The organism is Desulfovibrio desulfuricans DSM 642, assembly GCF_000420465.1.
GTDB classification, from domain to species: Bacteria; Desulfobacterota; Desulfovibrionia; order Desulfovibrionales; family Desulfovibrionaceae; genus Desulfovibrio; species Desulfovibrio desulfuricans.
In genome coordinates this window covers 142,300-164,388 of sequence record NZ_ATUZ01000017.1, presented here as the reverse complement: position 1 = coordinate 164,388, position 22,089 = coordinate 142,300, and the positions used below count along the sequence as shown (strand labels likewise).

General features: G+C 60.4%; 15 protein-coding genes. 5 read left to right on the top strand and 10 right to left on the bottom strand.

Going from position 1 to position 22,089, the window contains the following annotated elements; genetic code table 11:
* Positions 1 to 93 precede the first annotated feature (93 nt).
* Positions 94 to 540, bottom strand: a complete 447-nt coding sequence (locus G449_RS0113150; RefSeq protein WP_022659784.1) for a hypothetical protein — start codon at positions 538 to 540, stop codon at positions 94 to 96.
* On the bottom strand, positions 537 to 1,109 hold the full coding sequence (locus G449_RS0113145; RefSeq protein ID WP_027180996.1) for a cytochrome c3 family protein: 573 nt from the start codon (positions 1,107 to 1,109) through the stop codon (positions 537 to 539). Before G449_RS0113145 ends, G449_RS0113150 begins: the two co-directional genes overlap by 4 nt.
* Positions 1,110 to 1,504: 395 nt before the next feature.
* Here G449_RS0113145 and uvsE point away from each other — a divergent pair, with 395 nt between their 5' ends.
* Positions 1,505 to 2,707 carry a UV DNA damage repair endonuclease UvsE gene (gene uvsE, locus G449_RS0113140; protein ID WP_159060479.1) on the top strand — a complete coding sequence of 401 codons (1,203 nt, stop codon included), beginning with the start codon at positions 1,505 to 1,507 and terminating at the stop codon, positions 2,705 to 2,707.
* A gap of 41 nt (positions 2,708 to 2,748) precedes the next feature.
* Here uvsE and G449_RS0113135 read toward each other — a convergent pair whose 3' ends face one another.
* The 5 genes from G449_RS0113135 to G449_RS17175 form a co-directional block, all read right to left on the bottom strand.
* Positions 2,749 to 3,270, bottom strand: a complete 522-nt coding sequence (locus G449_RS0113135; protein ID WP_022659781.1) for a GNAT family N-acetyltransferase — start codon at positions 3,268 to 3,270, stop codon at positions 2,749 to 2,751.
* Positions 3,267 to 3,581, bottom strand: coding sequence for a hypothetical protein (locus G449_RS0113130; RefSeq protein ID WP_022659780.1), 315 nt, complete (start codon positions 3,579 to 3,581; stop codon positions 3,267 to 3,269). Before G449_RS0113130 ends, G449_RS0113135 begins: the two co-directional genes overlap by 4 nt.
* 21 nt (positions 3,582 to 3,602) lie before the next feature.
* Positions 3,603 to 4,061 (bottom strand): MOSC domain-containing protein, encoded by a 459-nt coding sequence (locus tag G449_RS0113125; RefSeq protein ID WP_022659779.1) that lies wholly within the window; start codon positions 4,059 to 4,061, stop codon positions 3,603 to 3,605.
* A gap of 245 nt (positions 4,062 to 4,306) precedes the next feature.
* A complete protein-coding gene (locus tag G449_RS0113120; protein ID WP_022659778.1) occupies positions 4,307 to 8,725 on the bottom strand; it encodes a translocation/assembly module TamB domain-containing protein in 4,419 nt (1,472 codons plus the stop codon).
* Positions 8,725 to 10,737 (bottom strand): autotransporter assembly complex protein TamA, encoded by a 2,013-nt coding sequence (locus G449_RS17175; RefSeq protein ID WP_022659777.1) that lies wholly within the window; start codon positions 10,735 to 10,737, stop codon positions 8,725 to 8,727. Before G449_RS17175 ends, G449_RS0113120 begins: the two co-directional genes overlap by 1 nt.
* 105 nt (positions 10,738 to 10,842) lie before the next feature.
* Between G449_RS17175 and G449_RS0113110 the strand changes: the two genes are divergently transcribed.
* Together G449_RS0113110 and thiM are read left to right on the top strand one after the other, a co-directional pair.
* A complete protein-coding gene (locus tag G449_RS0113110) occupies positions 10,843 to 11,190 on the top strand; it encodes a DsrE family protein (protein ID WP_022659776.1) in 348 nt (115 codons plus the stop codon).
* 97 nt (positions 11,191 to 11,287) lie between these two features.
* The gene (gene thiM / locus G449_RS0113105; RefSeq protein WP_022659775.1) at positions 11,288 to 12,121 is read left to right on the top strand and encodes a hydroxyethylthiazole kinase; all 834 of its coding nucleotides are present in this window, start codon (positions 11,288 to 11,290) and stop codon (positions 12,119 to 12,121) included.
* A 132-nt stretch (positions 12,122 to 12,253) separates the two neighbouring features.
* Here the strand turns inward: thiM and G449_RS0113100 are convergent, their stop codons facing one another.
* The 3 genes from G449_RS0113100 to G449_RS0113090 form a co-directional block, all read right to left on the bottom strand.
* Positions 12,254 to 14,296, bottom strand: coding sequence for a cache domain-containing protein (locus G449_RS0113100; protein ID WP_034605745.1), 2,043 nt, complete (start codon positions 14,294 to 14,296; stop codon positions 12,254 to 12,256).
* A gap of 535 nt (positions 14,297 to 14,831) precedes the next feature.
* Positions 14,832 to 16,661 (bottom strand): translational GTPase TypA, encoded by a 1,830-nt coding sequence (gene typA / locus G449_RS0113095; protein ID WP_022659773.1) that lies wholly within the window; start codon positions 16,659 to 16,661, stop codon positions 14,832 to 14,834.
* A 182-nt stretch (positions 16,662 to 16,843) separates the two neighbouring features.
* Positions 16,844 to 17,755: a purine-nucleoside phosphorylase gene (locus G449_RS0113090; protein WP_022659772.1), complete on the bottom strand. Its 912-nt coding sequence runs from the start codon at positions 17,753 to 17,755 to the stop codon at positions 16,844 to 16,846.
* A gap of 314 nt (positions 17,756 to 18,069) precedes the next feature.
* Between G449_RS0113090 and G449_RS0113085 the strand changes: the two genes are divergently transcribed.
* Together G449_RS0113085 and G449_RS0113080 are read left to right on the top strand one after the other, a co-directional pair.
* Complete coding sequence (locus G449_RS0113085; protein ID WP_022659771.1) at positions 18,070 to 19,524, top strand: ATP-binding protein; 1,455 nt, start codon at positions 18,070 to 18,072, stop codon at positions 19,522 to 19,524.
* 199 nt (positions 19,525 to 19,723) lie between these two features.
* Positions 19,724 to 21,979, top strand: a complete 2,256-nt coding sequence (locus G449_RS0113080; RefSeq protein WP_022659770.1) for an acetyl-CoA carboxylase — start codon at positions 19,724 to 19,726, stop codon at positions 21,977 to 21,979.
* Positions 21,980 to 22,089 lie beyond the last annotated feature (110 nt).

Sequence of the window (22,089 nt, the reverse complement as noted above, 5' to 3'; positions counted from 1 at the left end):
TAGCTTGGCATGATTGTTTTTTTACTGCGGGCCGCCCTACTTGGGGGCTGCCCACCCTGCGCCGTCAGATGCGGCACATACCGCACGTGCGGGCTACCAGTCCGTCTTGCCGCTGGGCATACGGTATTCGTAAGCCTTGCCGTGCATGGGGCTCTGGTGGTTGGGATGGCAGGCGGAACAGTCATTGCGCTTGCCGAACTTGGCCTCCATGCGCTGGATGGAAAGCGAATGGCAGCGGGCGCAGACCTCAACCCCCGGCTTGCGGGTAAAGGGAATGGCCCCCTTGCCGTCAGGCATGCCGTGACAGGTCTGACAGCGCACAAGGGTGATGCCGTGCTTGCTCTCGTACCATTCCTGCGCAAGACGCGGGGTGCTCTTCATGTGGCAGGCGTAACAATCGCCCGCCATCTGCGGAGAATCCAGGTGCTTGGCCGCCTCGCAGCGCTCCGCAGGGAAGGCCCAGGCCATATACAGAAAATAGCCGCCCGTCAGCACCGCCAGGGCAAGCAGAACGATGAGCAGTTTCTTGTTGCGAGTCATGGCCGTATCTCCTTGATTTTCTGTGCGAACTTCTGATTTGCGGGAATGCGCTCGTCAAATGCGGGCAAGTGGGCAAGATTACGGTGACAACCCACGCAACCACTGCGGGCCTGACCGTTCTTGCCTTCGTAATTGTCGTGCGCAAGGCGGCCCTCTGCCGAGATTGGCCCGTCTGCCTTGGCATTGCGGGTAAGATCCTGATGGCAGGCGCGGCAGTTGGCATCGTCGGTAAAGCGGCGGGCAATGGGTTGCATGGCAGCCCGGTCAAGATCCGTACCGCCCTCCACATTGTGAACCCACAGGTCTTTTATCCCCATCCATGCCTTGGCGCCGAGCATGCGGGCCAGATTGCCCGAAGGGATATGGCATTGCGAGCATCCGATGGCTTTGCCCTGTGCGTCCTTGGCGTGCGGAGAGAGCATCAGTTCATCCTGATACACGCGCATTTCATGGCAGGACAGGCAAAACTCCGTCCGCGACGAATACGACACTCCCGCTGCCGCCAGGCCCACGCACGCGGCCAGGGCGATACAGCCCACAATCCAGACGCGCTTAGAAGGATACGGCATGGTTTTGGTCTCCATGGCTGATGGTGCCGCCATGCCAAAAGGGCATTCCCGTCCGGGGATATGCCTGCGGCAAGGCGCAAATTGTGAATTTCACCACAAAGAGCAAAAGGGGTGCCAAAAACCCTGTTTCGAAAATTTGTGTGATTAGCGGTAGTTTGTGATCTTCTGGAAGGCAGGGGGCTTAGGATTTGTCAGAATAAAATGACAAAAGTCATCTTATTCTGACAATGTGACAACTGGAGCAGACAAAAAAACAAGCCAGCCAACAAGCGGACTCGGGAACGTAGGCTTTTGGGGATTTGGCAGCCTCTTGCGGCCCGGTGCAAATCCGCTACAGTATGCCCATGATACGTTATGGATTTGCCTGCAAGACCATCGGGGTGCCCGGCGCTGACATGAGCGCTCTTACCCTTGCCCGGGCCACGCCCGAAAACATGCTCGCCGTGTGCCGCCATAACCTGCGCACTCTGGGAACCATGTTGCGCTACTGCGCCTCGGCGCGCATCCCCCTGATGCGAATAAGCTCGGACATCATCCCGCTGGCCTCGCACCCGCAAAACATATTTGACTGGCGCGGCTGCCTGCAAGACGAACTAGAAGGGCTGCGCGCCGTGCTGAAGAAAACCGGCATCCGGGTTTCCATGCATCCCGGTCAGTACACGGTGCTGAACTCCCCCCGGCAGGAGGTGGTGGAGCATGCCGTTGCCGACCTTGTATTCCATGCCGACTTTCTTGACGCGCTGGGGGCGGACGGCAGCGCCCGCATAGTGCTGCACCTCGGCGGGGGCTATGGCGACAGGGCATCCGCCCTCGCACGGCTGGCGGAAAATCTGCTGGCCCTGCCGCCGCACGTGCTAGCCCGCATCTCCCTTGAAAATGATGAGCGGACCTACACCATTGAAGATGCGCTGTGTATCTGCGAAAAATGCGGCCTGCCCGCGATCTTTGACGTTTTTCACCACGCCCTGAACGCCCCTGCAAAGGGGGATCTGGTGTACTGGCTTGATCGCGCCATGGACAGTTGGATCCCGCAGCATGGCCGCCCCAAACTGCACTACAGCCAGCAGCTTGCAGGCGGCAAACCGGGCATGCACTCGCGCACCATTGCCATGCGGGAATTTATGGAATTTCATCAATCGCTGGGGCAGCGCGAGGTGGATGTAATGCTGGAGGTGAAGGACAAAAACCTTTCAGCCGAAAAGTGCATTCAGCTTACCAATCCAGGGCTGACGCGGCAGGAGCTTACGGCCCAGTGGGCCAGATACAAATATCTGGTGCTGGAGAGGGATCAGGCCGCCTACACGGCCATACGCGCTCTGCTCAAGGCGGAAACGCCCGATGCCAAGGGTTTTTATGCGCTGGTGGAGCAGGCGATGGAAAAGGAATTTTACGGCCCGCAAGCCCGCAATGCCGCCGAGCATGTGTGGGGCTATGTGGACAAGCTGGCCTCTCCCGCAGAAAAAAAGCGCGCCCTGACGGGCATGGCTGAACTGAAAAACGGCATTGCCGCCCTGCCGCGCGTCAAGCGCCTGCTGCTGACTCTGGCCGAACGGCATAAGGTGGAATACCTGCTGCACAGCATCTATTTTTATGTGTAGCAAAAAAATCGGCGCAGGGCAGAACCGTGCGCCGAAAAATGTCAGGCTGTTTCGCCCTGCCACTCCATGTGCAGCAGGGGATAGGGATTGCCCTGCCCGTCCAGAGCCGACCGCCCCACCACCTTGAAACCCTGCCGCTCATAAAAAGCCAGAGCCTGCGGATTCTGTTCGTTCACATCCAGCGTCAGCCGAGGATGCAAGGCCCGCACATGCTCCAGAAGCGCCCTGCCCACGCCGTGGCGAAAGCAGCGCGGTTCAACAAAGAGCATTTCCACCTGTGCGCCGTTGCAGCCAATAAAGCCCGCCAACATGCTGCCCGCTGCATGTTGCGCGGGTGCAGCCTGCCCGCAAGGCGCAAGCTCCGCCGCCCATAGAATTTCCACGCCCGGCAGGTAGGCGTTGCGCACATCATGGAACAGGCGTTCCACCTCGCCGGAAGGCAAAAAATGGTGGGTGGCCTCCACGCTGCGCCGCCACAAATCCGCCAGGTCCGCATGGTCGCAGGCCGTTGCCTGCCGGATGCGCAATGTCTGCAAAAGAGCCTTTTCGTCAGCGCCGCTCATCGAACATTCTGATGAGCAACCCCGGCCAGCAGACCGGCAGTGCGGTCCACACGCAGGGGCGGCACCTGGCTTTGCACTTCAAGGGTAAACTGCTCTTTGACCAGCTGACCGCTGTCGAGCAGTGCACGGGCGCGAGCCTCGCGATCAGGCGCGGCAGAAACCACAGCAGAAGCAGCCGGTTCTTGCCCCTTGGCGTACTTGGGCGAAAAATGTCTTTCGACCAGCGCCACACAGACAGTATAGGCCACAAACACGACTGTTACCCCGCCGAGAAACAGCGCCGTGCGCAACAACATCTTAAGCGTTTCCATACGTCTCCCGACCTGAACGTGTTATGCAGGCGCGGCTTCCCCGGCAGAGGGAGCCAGTACTTCCATCATGTCGCCCGTGCGCACAGCGCCGCCGTGCAGCACCTTGGCAAAGACCCCCTGGGTGGGCATGATGCATTCGCCCATGGTGTGGAATATCTGGCAATGACTGTGGCATTCCTTGCCGATCTGCGTAACTTCCAGCAGCACGTCATTACACGCGATACGGGTTCCCACCGGCAGAGCGGCAAAATTAATACCGTCCACTATCAGATTTTCTCCAAAACAGCCGTTGGCGACCAGAGCGCCCCGCGCCTTGAAGGCCTCAATGGCCTGCCACGAAAGCAGGCTGACCTGACGGTGCCAGTTGCCCGCATGAGCATCGCCTTCAATGCCATGATTTTCTAAAATATTTGCCTGATCCACGGCCTTTTTGGCCGTGCCTTTTTTCTGACTGGTGCAAATGGCTATGATCTTGCCCATACTACATTTCCTTTACTGTCTTTATGCCTTGCCGCCTGCAAACGGCTGCCCGCAGTCTGCCCCAGATAGGCGGCTGCGTCCAGTCAGGCGGCAAGCCCGCAGCCTGACACCTCATATATGCTTGCCCCCCGCCAGATCGCCGTAGGCGGGATGCCAAGCAAACAGGCGCGTGAGCAGTGGAACCATCTAATAACACTATTTACGTAGGTTATCACGGCCCGCGCGCGCCGCCAAGGTGAGCCGCCTCAGTAATTGTACTTCCAGGTCAGGCCGCCCTTGGTACTCTGCTGCTCGGTGCGCAGTTCGAGGTTGGCCCTCGGGGTCAGCTCAAGTTGGATAACAAAGGCAGTTGTGCCCTGCTTGGCACCCTGCTGCACGCCCACATAAATATCTTCCGTGAGGTACTTGCCCATCTCCACCGAGCTGCCCGCCGCCATGCCTTCGCCGCCTTGGCCCGACTGGCCCGTCCCGTTTGTGCCGGAAGCGCCGGAATTGAAGCGCAGCACATCGACGCCCAGCGCCTGACGTGCAGAATCCAGCACACCACCGCCGCCGCTGCCCGACCCAAATCCGGCCAGTTGCGCCACGGCTGCTGCCAGTCGCAAATTTTCAAACCGCCCAAGTTCGCTGGCACTTTTGCCAAAAAGTATCTGGGCCAGGATTTCATCACGCGGCATTTCAGGGGCGCTACTCAGGATCAACTGCATTTTGTGCACCGTGCCCACAATGCTGATATTGGCCATGAGTGCAGGGGTCTGAGTGGTCAGCATGATGTCCAGCAGGGGATTGGATACAGCCCCGCCGCCAAAGGTCACAGCGCCCCGCGCCAGCTTGAAATTTTTGCCCAGAATATCAAGGCTGCCTTTTACGGCGTTAAGCTGGCCGGAGATCAGCGGTTCGGCGGGCGTACCGCCCACGTGCATGTCTGCCTTCCACTCGCTCTTGAGGCCAAACCCTTCCACGACAAAGCTCCCCGGGATGACAATGCGCAAGTCCAGCAGGCCCGCACTGCCGCCAGAAGCGGGAGCAGTTGGGGCTGGGCCGACGGCTGCGGGGGATGCTGTCTTTTTGCCCTGCGGCACGGCAGGCGTGGGCGGTTCATGCCCTGCTCTGGCCCAGGCGGGCGAGACCTCGCTGATGGGCAGAGTGGTGATGCTGGTGCCCACATCAAGGTTATTGAGCAGCACAAGGCCCTGATTCACGGTGACGGTTCCGCGTACTTGGGGCGCTGCGGCGCTGCCAGCCACGGAAGCCTGCGCTGAAAGCTCCACGCGGATGTCGCGGCGGCGCAGGGGGCGCAGATGGTCAACCACGGCATTGAAATCAAGCATGCTGCCGTCGAGCCTGCCCTGCCCTGTGATGCGCGCTGTACCGCCCTGCCCGTCGGCTGCGCCGAGGTTCAGACGGGCAAGCCCCAATGCGCCGCCACGGCCTTCTTCAAGATCGAGCCGCAGGTTGATACCCGTGAGCAGCACGCCATACTGCAAATTTTCGTAACGGGTGTCGTCCATGCGCACAAACCCCATGGGAGCCGGGGCCTCAAGGCTGCCGCCCACATCAAGCGAAAGCGCAAGCCGCCCCGCAAGCCGCTGATCAGCCACAGGCATCAGGCTCCACAAGGGGGCCACGGCTCCGTTCCATCGCAAGGATGCACGCAGCGGCCCCTGCATGTTCAGGCTCGGCAATCCGTCCGGCCCGAAAAGAAGGGGCAAACGGGCCTCTACCCGGCATTCCGTGCCGCCCAGAGCCGCCACCGTGGCCTGATCCGGCACAAGACGCAGGGCCATCGCACCGCCGCCAGCGTTGTCCCGCTCCAGCTTGCCTGTCAGCGCAAGATTCATGGGTTTGAGCGCCGCCCCCGGCACCACAAGGCCGCGCGCATCCACGCGTATATCCCCGCCGGGTTGGGCCGGGGTGCCGGTAAGCCGCGCGCTGGCCTCAAGCTCGCCCTTGGGCAGGGCAGGGATCAGAACATGCCAGGGCGCGAGCGAAAGATGTTCAAGCGTGAGGCGCAGATCGAGCTTTTCCGGCCCAAGGGCGGCCTGCGCCCGTAACCTGCCGGAAGGCTTCATGGCTACATCAAGACCGCTGACCGCCAGATCGCCCGCGCCGTAGCGCACTGTGGCCCCTGCCGCCGCGTGCAGGCCCAGCTTTTGCGCGGGCAGGTCAAGATCAAGGCGGCGCAATTCAAGCAGACCGGGCTGCCAGCGCACTGCGCAACGCGTTGCGGCAAATCCGCCTGTTTCAAGGCTGGCCTCCAATGGCCCGAATATGGAACCCTGCGCGCGCAGTTTGGCACCAAGGCGAATGGCACCGCTGCGCACCCCGGCGAGGTCAAGCCGGGCGGCAAGCAGGCCCTTGCCGAGGGCATCAGTCAGCACCGCCTCGCCCTCCAAACCATGGGCTTCCACCGGCTGGCCGTTGCCTGCCCGATAGGCCAGCCGGGGCACACGCCAGCGAAGCGTTGCCTGCTGGGTGTACGCGGCCTGCGGGGCAGGAGTCTGCTTTGTCTGGGCCTGAGGATTCTGATCGGGGGGACTCTGAGCTGGCGGATTCTGAACTGATGAATCCTGGCCTGACGAATTTTGAGTGGTTGTGGGCACCACAGGTTCCGCCCGCTGCGAAACCAGTTCGAGGGAGAGTGCTGCGTCTCCGTCCAGCCGCGCCCCCGGCAACATGGCTGACAGCGCCTGCCAGTCGGCCACGCGCACATCCACCTTGCCGTCCACGCGGGGCATGCCGCCCGCCAGAGGCGGCAAAGGCAAAGCCGCAGCCAACTGACCGGAACCAGCCACGCCCAGCAACTGGCATTGAAGGTCACGCACGCCAGCGCGCAAAAGACCAGGCCCGTCTTCCCTGTCGTTCAGGGCAAAAAGCGTAGCGCCAAAACGTTGGGGATGGCTATCCACCACGGCGGAGGCCTGCATTTTTACCGTCAGTTCCGCTGCCTGCTCCGCATCTTTTTGGCCGGGGTCTGACAGCCCGACTTGTGCCGGGGCTGCACTTGTCTGCTTGAGTGCGCCAAGCAGCACTCGCCCCCAGTTGAGCGGCGTGGATTGCAGCTTCAGGGAAATATCCGCCAGGGCATGCCCGCCCACGTTCCACGCGGGGCAATCCAGCGCTATCTGGGTATCTGGAGTTTGCAGCGGCCCCTTTGCCGTGATGCGCAACTGGGCGCGTTCGGGCAGCAACCCGCCGCTCTTTGTGGAAGGGGCAGCGGCTGATGCAGGCGCGGATTTCTCAGCAGCTTCTTTTTCCGAATCAGTTTTCTCGCCTAGGCTGGCCTGAATATCCACATCCAGTGGCCCATCCAGCCACGAAGCGGCTCCGCCAGCGTCCCACTTTGCGTGACCGACAAGATGCAGAGGCCCGGCTTCAACGCTGATGTTCTCCAGCACAGCGCTGGCCCCGGCAGCTTCGCCACCTACGGTGGGAGCCGTCACGCGCGCCGCAAGGCGCAGCCGCGCATTGGCGCCTTCACGCAGCAAGGCGGCAAGTGCACCTGATTCGGTGGCCTGATCAGTGGCAGAAGATATTTTTACGGGGGAACTTGCGGGGAGGCTTGCAGGAGAATCCTCGGCAACAGGGTCGGGATATCTGCGCAGGATTGCGGCAAGCTCGGCTGTGGCATCAAATGCAAGAATTTCGCCCACGCGGGAGGGAGCAAGGGTAAGAAGGGCTGTTGACTCCACCCCGTAGATTGCCGCCCCGGCCACGTGCAGGGGGGTATCTTCCGCACATGCAATCCTGACCAGCAGGGATGCTTGCGCGCCCTGAGTTCCGGCCACCAAACTCAGGTTGGCTTCAAGACTGGCATCGGCAGCCGTGTTGTTTTGCCCTCTGCCCTGCGTATCGGGATGTCTTTCGGGCAACGCTGCACCGGGTGCCGCTGGCTGGGCCTCTGCGGCAGAAGGCGCACTTTTTTCAGCAGCTGGCGCGGCACCCGTAGCGACTGGCGGAGTTTCATTCCGGGCAGCGGCAGGAGGCGCTCCACCCAGCAAGGCCTGAGGCAAACGGGCATTGAAGATGTTCAGCCCTTCAAGGCGCACCTGCGGCAACCAGCCGGGCAAACCGCCAAGCGAACGCAGGGCATCGCCCAACATGGTGCGCAAAGCCGCTTCAGTCAGGGGGGGCGCAGACGCAGGTTCCGGTGCGTCCAGCAGTATGGGCAGGCGCAGCAGTTGCGCGTCATTTACATCTACGGAAGCAATACGCACGACCAAAGGCAGGGCGCGCCAGTCCCACTGCGCGCAGCAGTCCGGCAGGCGCATCCACAGGCCGTCATTGTCGAACAACTCCACACCAAGAGAAAATTCAAAGGGTAAAGAGCCGGAAAGATGGGTGATTCGCGCCCGCACCCCGGCAGGGGTCGCGCCGGAATCCGGCGCGGCTTCCATAGCTGTATTGATTTTTTCCGTCAGCCAACCCTGCACGGAGTCACTGCGCAGGGGCACGAGGATTGCGGCAAGGGCAATCACGCACAGTAGTACACACAGGCCCAGAGCCCAGCCTGCGCGGCGCAGCCACTTGCGAAAGGGACCACTGCCCCCGCCAGAGGGTTTCCTGTGGCCGGGCTGGCCCGCGCTGGGGGAAGCCTTGCCGCCCAGAGCGGCAGATGCGGAAGAAGAGGAAGACGGCGGGGCCGCGCTGTGTTCCTGATCCATCAGAAAGACTGTCCTATGCTGACGTAAATCTGCACCGGGGGGTCGCCGTCAATGGGCTGCAAGGGAAAACCCACATCCAGACGCACAGGGCCGATGGGCGTATAGTACCGCAAGCCAAGGCCAGCGCCCCAGTTCATGTCGCCGATGATGCGCGGCAGATCGTCCCTGTAGACCATGCCGCCATCGAGAAAAGGCACAATGCCCACATCCTCGGTAATTTTATAGCGCGCCTCAAGATTGACCACCTGATAGGAGCGCCCGCCCAGCGGCTCGTCCTTGTGGTCGCGCGGGCCGAGCGACTGATAGGCATAGCCGCGCACAGAACCCGCCCCGCCCGTATAGTAGCGCAAACTGGCCGGGATAGTGCGCAGCCCGGCGCCCGCAAGCCCCCCGGCCTCGACCCTGCCTGCAAGCACAAGCTTGTCGTCCGGCAGGCCGTCCTTGCGGAAGGGGGCGTAATAGCCGCTGGCGGAAACAACACCTGTCATAACGTTGAATGATTCGCCATAAAAGCCCGTGTAGGGCTTGACCTTGACAGCAAGCTCCGAGCCATCGGAAGGATTGAGGATATTATTGCGCGTGTCGCGCCGCAGGCCCACGCGTGGCCCAAAAAATCCGTAGCCCTTGGGATCCTGCTCGTTATCCTTGATGGAGCCGCTTTCGCCCCCAAGGCCTGCGCTGCCCCACCACTGACGCGAAAGCCGCCTCTCGACATCGCCGGAACCGCTGCCCGCAATTTTTTCGTAGGCGCTGGTATCTTCCCGCAGGGTGGAGCCGGTGACGAGCATTTTCTGCTCTCTGGCCATAAAGGCAGGCTTTTCAAATACGGCCTTGAGGCCCTGCGTTTCCGTAGCCAGAGGCGCTGTGAGCGTGAGCTTTTCTCCATTGCCGAAGACATTGCGGTTCTCCCACATACCTTCCACGCCAAGGCCCGTGTCCGTATCATACCGCGCGCTGGCCCCCACCGAATGGAAGGGGGCTTCCGCCACGGTCACTTCCAGAGGCAGCACGGAGGCGCTTTCGCGTCCTGCGCCCCAGGCGAGATTTTCTTCCTGAGGTTTAACCTGCACCGAACGGAACAGGCCCAGACCGCGCAGCTTGTTGGCATAGTCTTCCACCATATCCGAATCCCAAGGTTCCTCGCCAACATTCCAGGGGGCGAGCCGCTGCACGTATTCGGCGTTCACTTCCTTTGCTCCGCGCACTTCGATACGGCCCATGAGGGCCGGAGGGCCGGGCCGCACCAGGATATCGGCATTGAGTTTGCGGGCCTCGCGGTCGAGGGTGTAGCTGGTATCCGCCACTGCGGCCAGGGGATAGCCCTGCCGCCGCAAGGATTCTGGCAGGGCATCCACCGCCGCGAGCAGGTCATCGGCGGCAATGGGCCTGCCAATGGCGACACCCGGCAAAACAGTGGGGAAGGACGGCGGGGGCACGGGTTCCGTTTGCAGCCCCCAAAAGCCGACCTCGCGCTGCCGGTTACGGAAAAATTGCGGGATGTCTGGTTCCGGATCGTAGTACACATCGGCGCGGCCAAGGCTGTAGCGTTTGCCCGGCGAAAGAACGAGGTCAACAACAACGGGCGAGGCGTCCTTGTCTATTTGCACGGAAGCAAGGCCGTCATAATAGCCTTGAGAATGCAACAGGCTTTGCGCGCTGGCGGTGTCTGCCCTGGCGCGCCTTTCAAGAGCCAGCAGGCTGTCTGGCGGCTCCTTGGCAAGCTGCACAAGCTGGCTTGAGGCTTTCATCTGCCCTGCCAGAGAATCAGGGCCGTCCAGCACCTTGATACGCACCTTGTACGGCACTGGCTTGCCCTGCCAGGCCGTTTCCAGCCCCGGCGGCGCTGGCTGCGGTTCTTCTGCGGGCGCGCGGGCCAGCAAACCGCAGCCCCCGGCGCACAGCAACAGCACCGAGGCAGCGAAGGCTCGCAGTACGGAAAGGCTGTTCGCCCTCCGGGGGTGTAGTTCACCAAGGGTGGAGATCATGTCGAACCATACGTTGCCCCGCCGCATGAATCAAGAACCATTCGCAACTGTTGCTTGCAAAAAACTGCCGCTTGGCTAGGATTGTTGCAACAGGCCTTGCAGCCTGCGCAACGCATAACAACAGGAAGAAGTATGAATTACGATCTCTGCCTGCACATGGACAGCAAGGACCCCGCCATTCTGCGCCTTGTTCTTCGTAATGCGGCCAACTATATCAAAGCCCTGCCCCAAGAACGCTTTCAGCTTGTGGTTGTAGCCAACGGCCCGGCCGTCACCCAGTTCGTCAAGGGCAATGAAGAATTCCGCGCCATTGCGGCCCCCCTACAAGATCAGGGCCTGCGCATCCTGCTGTGCGCCAACGCGCTGGCCGACAACAAGATCGACCATGCCGACATCTGGCCCGGCTGCGATGTTGTGCCCGCCGGTCTTGTAGAAATTGTCCGCCTGCAACGCGAAGGCTTCGCCTACATCAAGCCCTAGTACGGACCGCCTTTCTGTGGGCATATGCGGTATCTGAGCGCGTTCTACCCTGCGCTTTTTTTACTATTGATTCCGGTCTGGCCGGGGGAGACAGAGCATGGAATGCTTTGGGGAAATTCTCGACATGGTGCGCCGCCAAAGCCCCGTGGTGCACAGCATTACAAACTATGTGACAGTCAATGACTGCGCAAATATCATCCTGGCTGCGGGGGGATCGCCCATCATGGCTGATGATGCGGCGGAAGTGGAGCAGATTGTGGGCCTCAGCTCGGCTCTGGTTCTCAATATCGGCACACTCAACACCCGTACGGCGGCGTCCATGCTGTCGGCGGGCAAGCGCGCCAATGCCCTGAACATTCCCGTTGTGCTCGACCCTGTGGGCGCGGGCGCTTCCAGCCTGCGCAACGAAACACTGCGTACCCTGATGCGGGAAGTGCGCTTTGCCGTCATCAAGGGCAACAGTTCTGAAATCCGTTTTCTGGCTGGCGACAAGGCCACGGCGCGCGGCGTTGACGCCGATGAAGGCACGCTGGTTTCAGAAGACAACCTTGCCGCCTCGGCCCGCATGGCTATGGACATGTGCGCCGCCACTGGTGCGGTTATCGTCATAAGCGGTCGCATCGACATTGTGGCCCACCCCAAGGGGGCCTGGGCCGTCAGCAATGGCGACCCGCTCATGACCCGCATCACCGGCGCAGGCTGTATGACCGCCGCCGTGGTGGGCTGCTGCGTGGGCGCTGCCCCGGCTGAGCTGCCGCAGGCCTGCCTGTGCGCCATGTGCTCCATGGGCGTAGCCGGGGAAATTGCCGCAGAAAATATGGGGGCCGTGGGCGGCGGCACGGGCACCTACCGCACCCTGCTGCTGGATGCCATGAGTTCCCTTGACGGCCCCGCCATCACCTGCCGAGGCAAGGTACAGCACATAGCCTGACCTGCGCCAGAGTTCAGCTACTCACAAAGCCCGCCGCCGCTCGACATTTGAGCGGCAGCGGGCTTTTGCAATTCCGGCGTCTGGCTGGCAAAAAAACTTTTAGCTCAGGTTACGAATACATATGTTCCTGCTCTAAATTGGCAGCCGCACAATGCAGAACACATCGTTGACGTAGCGCCCATCGCGCTTGTATTCGCGGTAGCCGCGCGAGCGCGCGCAGCCCACGGCATACAGTACACCGTCTACAGATTCAAGCTGCGAGGTGCATTCACCCTGCCCAAGGGCCAGCCATTGGGGCTGTAACTGACAGCTTTCGCCGGGGTGCATGTGGGCTTCGCTGGCGGCCACAACGGTTCCGCCCGCCTCGGCAAAAAAGCTTGCTGCCCCGGTGATCACTTCGCCGTCCCCATTCCTGGGCAGGGTATCGCCCAGCATGTCCGCAAACTGCGGCAGGGAATCGAAAACAATGCCTATGCCGCCAACGGCCTGCCCCCCCTGTGGTGCAAACACGGGAGCGCTGTACACATAGGTGGGCTGCGCCGCGCCCTTGGGGTGATACAGCTCTGTAGCGCGAAAGGGTGAGACGGAAAAATCGTCCGAATCCTTGAGCGACAACGTACGGCGCACATACTCCTCGCCTATCTGCTGCCCGTAAAGGCTGCGCTCCCCGGCCTGCGAACAGGCCACTACAGTTCCGCGCGCGTCGTAGAGAAACAGGTTTGAATACACCGTGTAATAGCTGTTGATGTACTCCAGAATATCCTCAAGCCGGGAAAGGTCGCCCCTGCTGATGGACGGCTGCGCAAGGATACGTCGAAAATCCGGGGTCAACGCCCACCAGCGGCAGTCGTTGGCGCGCTCATACAGGTTGCGATCCATTATCTCCACGGTGATGGAGGCCAGAAACGAGGCATCGTTCAAACGCGAGGCCGTGACCGTTTTCAGCAGGCCATCAGTGAAATAATGGAACTCATGCTCCATCTCGATGCCCATTTTGCGCACGGCATCCAGAATGGGCGGCAAGGCCTGAGCGGCGTGGCGCTCGTCTTCCCTCGCGTTGCCGCTTTGGCGGGCGGCCATTATCTGCCCGTTGAGCGCCGCCAGTGTCAGATCGCCCATAACATCGCCAGCCTGTTCTTCAATGCTGGTCAACTGGGCGGAAAACCCCGCTTCCCGCCGCACAAGGGCAACATCAAGCCCTTCTGCGGCCTTGCTGGCAAACGCGCTTTGCGCGTTACGCAGCACATGGGTTTGCCATGCCTGCCCCTCATAGCCCTGATAGCCTTCTGAAGGACGCGAGACCGCCAGGGTTGCCTTGCTGGCTTGGGAGGTCACGGCAAAGCTGTCTTCCGGGGTGCGGGCAAAGGTGCGCCCAGCGGGAACCATGCGCGTATCACTGCTGGCAAAGGCCTGACCTTTTTCGTCCAGCAGCAGGATGACCATATCCTGCGCAAAGCGCGCCATGCCCGCAAAGAGGTCTGCGGTTTCACCGTCCATATCAAATACAAGGCAGAGCACGCCAAGGGGGTCGGTGACGCCTTCGGCCCGGATGGCATGGGAATATACAAGGGCCGACCTGCCATCGGGGGAAAGATCGGTAGGCCGAAAGGTTTCCACAAATTCCTGCGCGGCCAGCGTCTGCCTGACCAGAGGATCGCTTGAGGCGCTCACAGGCCGTTTGGTATCAAGCTGCACGCACACCCGCCCCTGCGGATCAAGCACCAGAATGTCGCGGTACACGCTGTATTTGGAGCGGTAGGCCGCAAGCCGGGCGCGCAGCGTGGGCACATCGCATGCGCCGCTCTGCAAAAAGCCCACGATCTCGCCATCTGTTGCCAGAAAGCTCACGTCCGCTGTGCGCTCATAAAGATTGCGCTTGATGATGTCCATGACCACCTGGGCCACGGGCGACATTTCGCGCACAGCTTTTTCAAGCAGCTTTTCGCCCAGCATGCTGGTCATGTCCTGTCGCAGCAGGCCAAAGGTATCGCGGGTCTTGAAGATGAAATCAAAGAGGGTGGCCGCAATGGCATTGCAGTTGATCTTGCCCGTGAGGGCAATCCACGTCCATTGCCGTTCCAGTTGAGAAAAAACCGTGTGGCATCGCCTGATATCAGGCATAAAGGGAATCAGCTGCTCTACGGCCTCTCTCGTGGACGCATGGGGGTCGCGCACAATCACCTCGCTCGGATTTTCTCTTGGCGCCGCAACGCAGAGCAAAAAAACGGACTATTGATAATCCGTTTCAAATTACACTAGTAACATCAAAACTCAAGCGGGGGGGCAAAGAACCTGTGAAAAATTTGCGCAAAAGTCAATGATACTCTGATTTCTTTTTAGGAAGTATTTTTGCGCATCAATAGGCTTGTCTTATTAAAAATGATAAGCAACAAACTGCAAATTTGTTAGCACACTACTCATCAATGGCAGCCAAATACATTTCATCTTTTTGCATTTGAGCATGTATTCAATACACATAATCAAATTATTATATGTACTGCGTACAGAGCAGCGTACCATACCTTATCGACTGCATAATAAAAACTTAAGGGCATTTGCCTGAAGAGCATCGCCAATCATAGCAAAAAATCCTGCCTCCCCTACAAAAAATTCATGTGCGCCGCGCAAACAACAACACCCCCGCAGGGCATGGCCCTGCGGGGGTGAACTATCTGAATAAACGGCAGGAAGCCGTTCGCGATGCTGATGCTTAGTTGTTCTTGCGCTTGCCTGCGGTCTGGTAGCGCTTCATGGCCGAAAGTTCGGCCTTGCGCAAGCGGATGGAAAGGGGCGTGACTTCCACCAGTTCATCTTCGCGCACAAAGTGCAGGGCGTGTTCAAGTGTCATTTTTTTCACCGGGGTAAGGGTGACGTTTTCATCCTTGCCCGAAGCGCGCAGGTTGGTGAGCTTCTTTTCCTTGGTGGGGTTCACGTCGATGTCGTTATCGCGGTTGTGCTCGCCCACGATCATGCCCTCGTACACCGGGTCGCCGGGTTCCACAAACAGAACGCCGCGCGGCTCAAGGTTAAAGAGGGCATAGGCCACGCCAGCGCCAGCGCGGTCGGCAACGATGGAACCCGTGTAACGCGTGGGGAAGTCGCCGCGCCATTCTTCGTAGCCTTCCACATAGGAGTTCATGATGCCGGTACCCTTGGTATCGGTGAGGAACTCATCGCGGTAGCCGATAAGGCCGCGCGAAGGAACGCTGAATTCAAGGCGCACACGGCCCGTGCCGTTGTTGACGCAGTTGAGCATGCGGCCCTTGCGCTGGGCAAGTTTGTCAGTCACCACGCCCATGAACACTTCGTCGCAGTCCACGTACAGGCGTTCGATGGGTTCAATAACCTTGCCGTTTTCGTCTTTGCGCAGAATAACTTCGGGGCGGCCGACGGAAAGTTCAAAACCTTCACGGCGCATGGTTTCGATAAGGATAGCCATCTGAAATTCGCCACGGCCCTTGACCAGGAAGGCGTCGCGGTCTGCCGTGTTTTCCACGCGCACGGCCACGTTGCGCAGGGTTTCCTTGACCAGGCGGTCATAGATGGCGCGGCTCTGCACAATCTTGCCCTCGCGCCCGGCAAGGGGAGAGCTGTTGATGCCAAAGCGCATGGCCACGGTGGGTTCGTCCACGCGGATGCGGGGCATGGCGCGGGGGTTGTCGCGGGTGCAGATGGTATCGCCGATGGTCACATCTTCAATACCTGCCAGAACCACGATATCGCCGGGCAGGGCCTTTTCCACTTCCACCACCTGCAATCCATCATACACCTGAAGCTTGGTGGCGCGCAGGGGCTTGGCCTGACCGTCCTCGCCAATGCAAGCCAGGGCTTCCTTGGCATAGACCGTGCCGTGCATGATGCGGCCCACGGCCAGACGCCCCAGATAGTCGGAATAGTCGAGGTCGGCCACCAGCATCTGGAAGGGCTGCTCGGGGTCATGGCTGGGGCCGGGGATATACTTAACAATGGCATCGAACAAAGGTGAAAGATCCTTCTGCTCGTCATCAATGTTGTTCATGGCCACGCCAGCGCGCCCAATGGCGTACAGCACGGGGAATTCAAGCTGGTGCTCGTTGGCGTCCAGATCAATGAACAGGTCGTAAATTTCGTTGAGCACTTCCTGGGGGCGGGCGTCCTTGCGGTCAATCTTGTTGATGACCACAACCACGGGCAGACCGGCCTCAAGGGTTTTGCGCAACACAAAACGCGTTTGCGGCAGCGGCCCTTCAGAGGAGTCCACCAGCAGGATTGCGCCGGTAGCCATGGAGAGCGAACGCTCCACTTCGCCGCCAAAGTCGGCGTGGCCAGGGGTGTCAATGATATTGATCTTGACCCCTTTCCAGTTGACGGCGCAGTTCTTGGCGGCAATGGTGATGCCGCGTTCGCGTTCCAGATCCATTTTGTCCATCACGCGGTCGTCAACCTGCTGGTCGGCGCGGAACACGCCGCCCTGCTTGAACAGACCGTCCACAAGGGTGGTCTTGCCGTGGTCAACGTGGGCGATAATGGCGACGTTACGAAGGGATTCATTGTGCTGCATGGCTTTGTGCCCTTAAAAAACACTAGGTAGTGCGGTTTTGTTCCCCGCCGGGGGGAGATTCCGACTGGCAGCGAAGCTGCGCCAGTTCAGCGCCGGGTTCGGCCGACGCAGGCAGGGGGAAAAACCGGCAGTCGGTATTGTTTGTTCTTTAATGATGTCCGGGCCGCGCTTTTACGCACTTTTCAGAGTTTTGTCACCATCGCGCGGATGAGCCGACCCAGATTTTTGCCCGCCACAGCGGCCACTGCGAGGATTTCTTCCAAGGGGGCCGGGGTCATGCAGTCAGGTAAATTTTTATTGGTCAAACATGAAAGGCCAAGCACACGCATGCCCATATGACGTGCCGCAATGATCTCAAGCACGGTGCTCATGCCTACGGCATCTGCTCCCCACTGTCGATACATGCGTGTTTCTGCGGGCGTTTCCATTTCCGGCCCATGCACGCCAATGTATACGCCGCGCTCAAGCCGCAGGCCCATTTTTGCCGCGGTTTCCATGGCCATCGCCCGCAACTCCGCGTCCAGAGGCGCGCACATGTCGGGGAAGCGCGGCCCCCACTCCTCAAAATTGATTCCGGTTAAGGGCGAATGCCCGGTATTATTGATGATGTCGCTCATGCACATGATGCCGCCAGCATCGAACTGCGGGTTCAGCCCGCCCGCCGCGTTGGTAACAACAAGGGTTTTTACGCCCATCAGCGCCATAACCCGCACACCCATGCAGACCTCTGCCGGGGTACGGCCTTCATAGAGGTGGCAGCGCCCTTGCTGGATGAGCGCATAGCGCCCGATGGAGTCGTCCTCGCCGCACGCCCCGTCAAAGCGGCCCCACACAAATGCGCCCGCATGCCCTTCCACGCTGGAAGCGGGAAAACCCGGCAAGTCGGTATAGGGAACAACAACACGACCTTGCAGCTTTTCTGCCAGAGCAGAAAGGCCCGTACCAAGCACAATGCCCACGGGCGCATCCGCATCGGGCGCGGCCTTGGGATCAAGCCTGCACGCTCCCAAGGGCAAGGCCAGAGGCCCCTGCGCGGCCTGAATGGCGTCACGCAGTGCCGTTGCGGCGCGCTGGACATCCTGAAAATTTTGCATAGAATCCCCTCCTGAAAAATACGCTCTGTGGTCTGCTGTCGGGCCGCAATCCGCGCCGCGCGTTCCTTTGCCGCTGCGCGGCTTTTTGTGCCGGACAGCCCTTGCGCGAGTGGATTTTCGCGCCAAAAGCGGGTAAGAGGTGCGGATGCACAGTCTGTATAGCTCGCCAATCGACACCCCACAAGGGGGGAGCGGGCAACGAAACAGAACCGTAACACCCCGCGATGCAAATCCAAACTCCGGCACGCGCCCGCTCTGCCTCATGGGCAATCGCGGCCTTGCCGGGCATAAACCAACACAAAAAGCGCAATTCAATGAGGGAGACAGGCTTGGACAAAGCTCAGGACAGCATTCCCCTGCAAAAGCACAAAATTCTGGTGGCCAACCGTGGCGAGATAGCCATGCGCATCATGCGCGCCTGCCGCAAGCTTGGAGTGGCCTTTACCGCCATTTTCACGGCTGAGGACGCGGCATCGGGCCATGTGCGCCTGGCGCGCGAACAAGGCGGAGAAAAAAGCCTGTACCGCGTGTCGTCTTACCATGACGCCAACGAACTTATGGCCGTGGCCGATGAGGCGGGCTGCACAGCAGTTCACCCCGGCTACGGTTTTTTTGCCGAGGATTTTCGTTTTGCACGCCGCGTGACCAAACGCGACCGGAAACTTATCTTCATCGGTCCCTCGTGGAAAATCATTCGCGAGCTGGGCGACAAAATCAACACCAAACGCCTTGCGCGCAGTTTGGGCGTGCCCACCGTTCCCGGTTCCGACCGCCCCATCTATGACGAGATGGAAGCCGAACGCATCGCCAAGAGCGTGTTCGAGTTTCAGGATCAGCAGGGCATCACGCGCCCGCTGGTGCTGGTCAAGGCTTCCGCTGGCGGCGGGGGCATGGGCATTGAGGAAGTGTACGACCCGGATCAGTTCCGCTCGGTCTATCGCCGCATCCGCAGCTACGCCCTGCGCCAGTTCAAGGATGAAGGCGTGCTCATCGAGCAGCGCATTACAGACTTCAACCATCTTGAAGTACAGGTTGTTTCTGACCGCTCCGGGCATAACCCCGTACACTTCGGCACCCGCAACTGCTCCATCCAGTCCACTGGCCGCCAGAAGCGCATTGAGGTCGCACCGGGCTTTGCGCCCGAAGAACTCAAATACACCTTCGATGCGGGCAAGGTGCTGCGCGATATTGTTGACTACTCCCTCACCATGGCCCGCAAGGTGGGCTACGACAATGTGGGTACCTGGGAATGGATTGTGACCCGCAAGGGCGAGCCCTTCCTGATGGAAGTGAATACGCGCATCCAGGTGGAAAACGGCGTGTCTGCCCGCATTTCAAAGGTGAACGGCAAGGGTGATGTGGACCTCATTGCCGAGCAGATCCGCATTGGCCTTGGCGAGCCTTTGGGCTACGGGCAGTCGGATATCACCTTTGAAGGTCTGGGCATTGAATACCGCCTGATCGCCGAAGATCCGGACAGCAACTTCACCCCCTGGGTGGGCCGCATTGAAAAATTTGCGTGGAAAGACCAGCCCTGGCTGACCATGCTCACCCATGTTCCGACAACTGAGCCTTACGAAATTCCCACAGAATTTGACCCCAACCTGGCTCTTGCCATCATCTGGGGCAAAGACCTTGAGGAAGCCAAGGCGCGCGGCCTTGAATTCCTTGGGGATCTGCGACTGGAAGGACACAATGCCTCGGGCGAGGAACTGAAGTCCAACGTCAACTTTCTTGCGGCCAACACAGAGCGCATTTTGCGCTTCTGACGGGACCAGCCCATGAGCACGGCACCGTCCACACACATTGCGCAGGTTTCCGCAGACTGCGGAAGCTCCTGCGCTCTGACCGGGGCGAACAACAGACGCCCCCAATATGGACGCATGCTGGCAGACAAGCCATTGGCCGCCCGGAATTCCGGGGATTTCGCCTACCTAAAAAAACCAGTCTAGCTGGCCCCAATATACTATGGACAACAACATCGAAAAACGCATCCAGAGTCTGCGCGACAGACTTACCTATCTGGTGGACATATTCGCCGGCAAGCACAAGGATAACGCCGACCTGCTTGAAGAAAAGCTGACCGCCTTCACTGCGCGCGTCCGCTCCGGCAATGTGGAAGATCCTTATGCCGAACTTGCCACGGTAGAAGATCTTTTCAACTATGTGGAACGCCGCCTTGAGGGCAGCATCACGCCCATGGACAAGGTGCGCATTGTGCGCCACGCCCAGCGTATCTGCCTGCGCGACATACTTGAAAACGTCTACGACAATTTCACCGAAGTGGGCGGCCAGGACGAGCACAGCCTCGACCCCAGCATGCTCATTGCCCGCGCGGTCATTACCCGCCGCCGGGGCAAAAAGGTATACACCCAGTCCGTCATGGTTATCGGGCAGGAAAAGGGCCACGGCGCGGAATTCCGCAACGGCGGCTCGGTCAAGCCCTGGGGCAACGCCAAGGCGCAGCAGTACATGCGCGTAGCCGAGACCGAAGGGATACCTGTCCACACCTACATCTTCACGCCTGGCTCGTATCCCATTGAGGATTACCCCGGCGCGGCGCAGCAGATCGCCCGTAACATTTACAGCATGGCTGGCCTGCGCGTGCCCGTTATCGCCGTCATTTCCGAAGGCGGTTCCGGCGGCGCGGAAGCCATTGGCCTTGCAGACAAGCGCCTGATGCTCTCGCACGGCTACTATTCGGTTATTTCGCCCGAAGGCGCCGCAGCCATTGAAGGCCGTATCAAGGCTGGTCAGCGCGCCACGCCCGAGCTGATCGAAAGCTGCGCCAATAACCTCAAGATGACGGCGCAGGACAACCTCAAGTTCGGCTACATCGACCGCGTGGTTCAGGAGCCGCCTCTGGGCGCACGCCCCTGGCACTTCGACTTTTTCCGCAGTCTGCGGCAGGAAGTGCTGCGCGCCACCGATGAGGTCGTGATCTCCACACGTACCATGCCCGGCCTCAAGGGGCTGGCCCTGGCCCGTGTGCGCAAACCCGACGCCAACCTGGACGAAATGTACACCCGCTGGGGCCTGACCTCTGCCGCCAAGGACAGGCTGCGCGAACGCCGCCAGCAAAAATTCTTGCGGCTCTCGCGTCAGGCAGCGCGCGACAGGCGTCCCTTCTTCACCAAGATGGCCGTTGCCACCTGGGACTGGCTCACCAAGCCGTGGGTCAGCTTCAAGTACGATTTCTACCGCAAGCACCAAATGCGCATCCGCACCTTTATGGAAGAAATCGACAACGAGTGGGAAGTGTTCAAGAGCCGCCTGCTGGCCCCCTGGCACAAGCTCACCCGCAAACTCCCCAGCGGCAAGGCCGAAAGCAGCAAGGTCAAGGAACTGACAGCCCTGTCCACGTGGTCGGACGACGGCCGCCGCAGCCGGTGGAACTACATTTCGCCGCGCTACAAGACGGACCGGGCCATCACCTGCCCCAACAGCGCCGCCTACGGCTGCCTTGACCTGTGGGGGCCTGACCTCTTTGCCGAATTCGCGGGCGTGTGCAGCCACTGCGGCTACCACTTTCCCATGGAGCCGGAATGGTATGTGAAGAACGTCTTTGACCTCGGCTCGGTCTTTGAATTTAACAGCGAGATTGAAGCGGGCAACCCCCTTGATTTCCCCAACTTCGGCGACCGCGTTCTTGACGCGCAGAAGAAAACAGGGGCCAAGAGCGGCTGCATGACCTTTGAAGCCCGCATCGACAATACCAAGATGGTCGTGGCCATGCTCATGGGCACCTTCCGGGGCGGCTCCGTGGGCGCGGCTGAAGGCTACAAGTTTGTGGAAGCCGCCCAGCGCGCCGCAAAGAAGCGCTATCCCTTCCTGGCCTATGTGCACGGCACGGCGGGTATCCGTATTCAGGAAGGTACGCACGGTGTTATCCAGATGCCCCGCTGCACCGTGGCTGTGCGCCGCTACATTGAATCGGGCGGCCTGTATATGGTGCTGTACGACACCAATTCCTTTGCCGGGCCTGTGGCCAGCTTCCTCGGCTGCTCGCCCTACCAGTTCGCGGTGCGCTCGTCCAACATCGGCTTTGCCGGGCCGGGCGTTATCAAGGAAACCACGGGCATGGACATCCCGCCCAAGTACCACCGCTCGTACCGCGCCCTTTCGCGCGGGCACATTCAGGGTATCTGGGACAGAAGGGAAGTGCGCGCCAACCTCAAGCAGGCCCTGCTGACCATTGGCGGCAGGAACCTGTATTACAGATAGCACCCCACTGCGTAGAAAAACGACAAGTATTCCGAGTGACGCGGCGGCCGGGAACAGTCCGGTCGCCATTAGCCGGAGGTTTGGGGGCAGCAGCCCCACCAGCCGGAGCG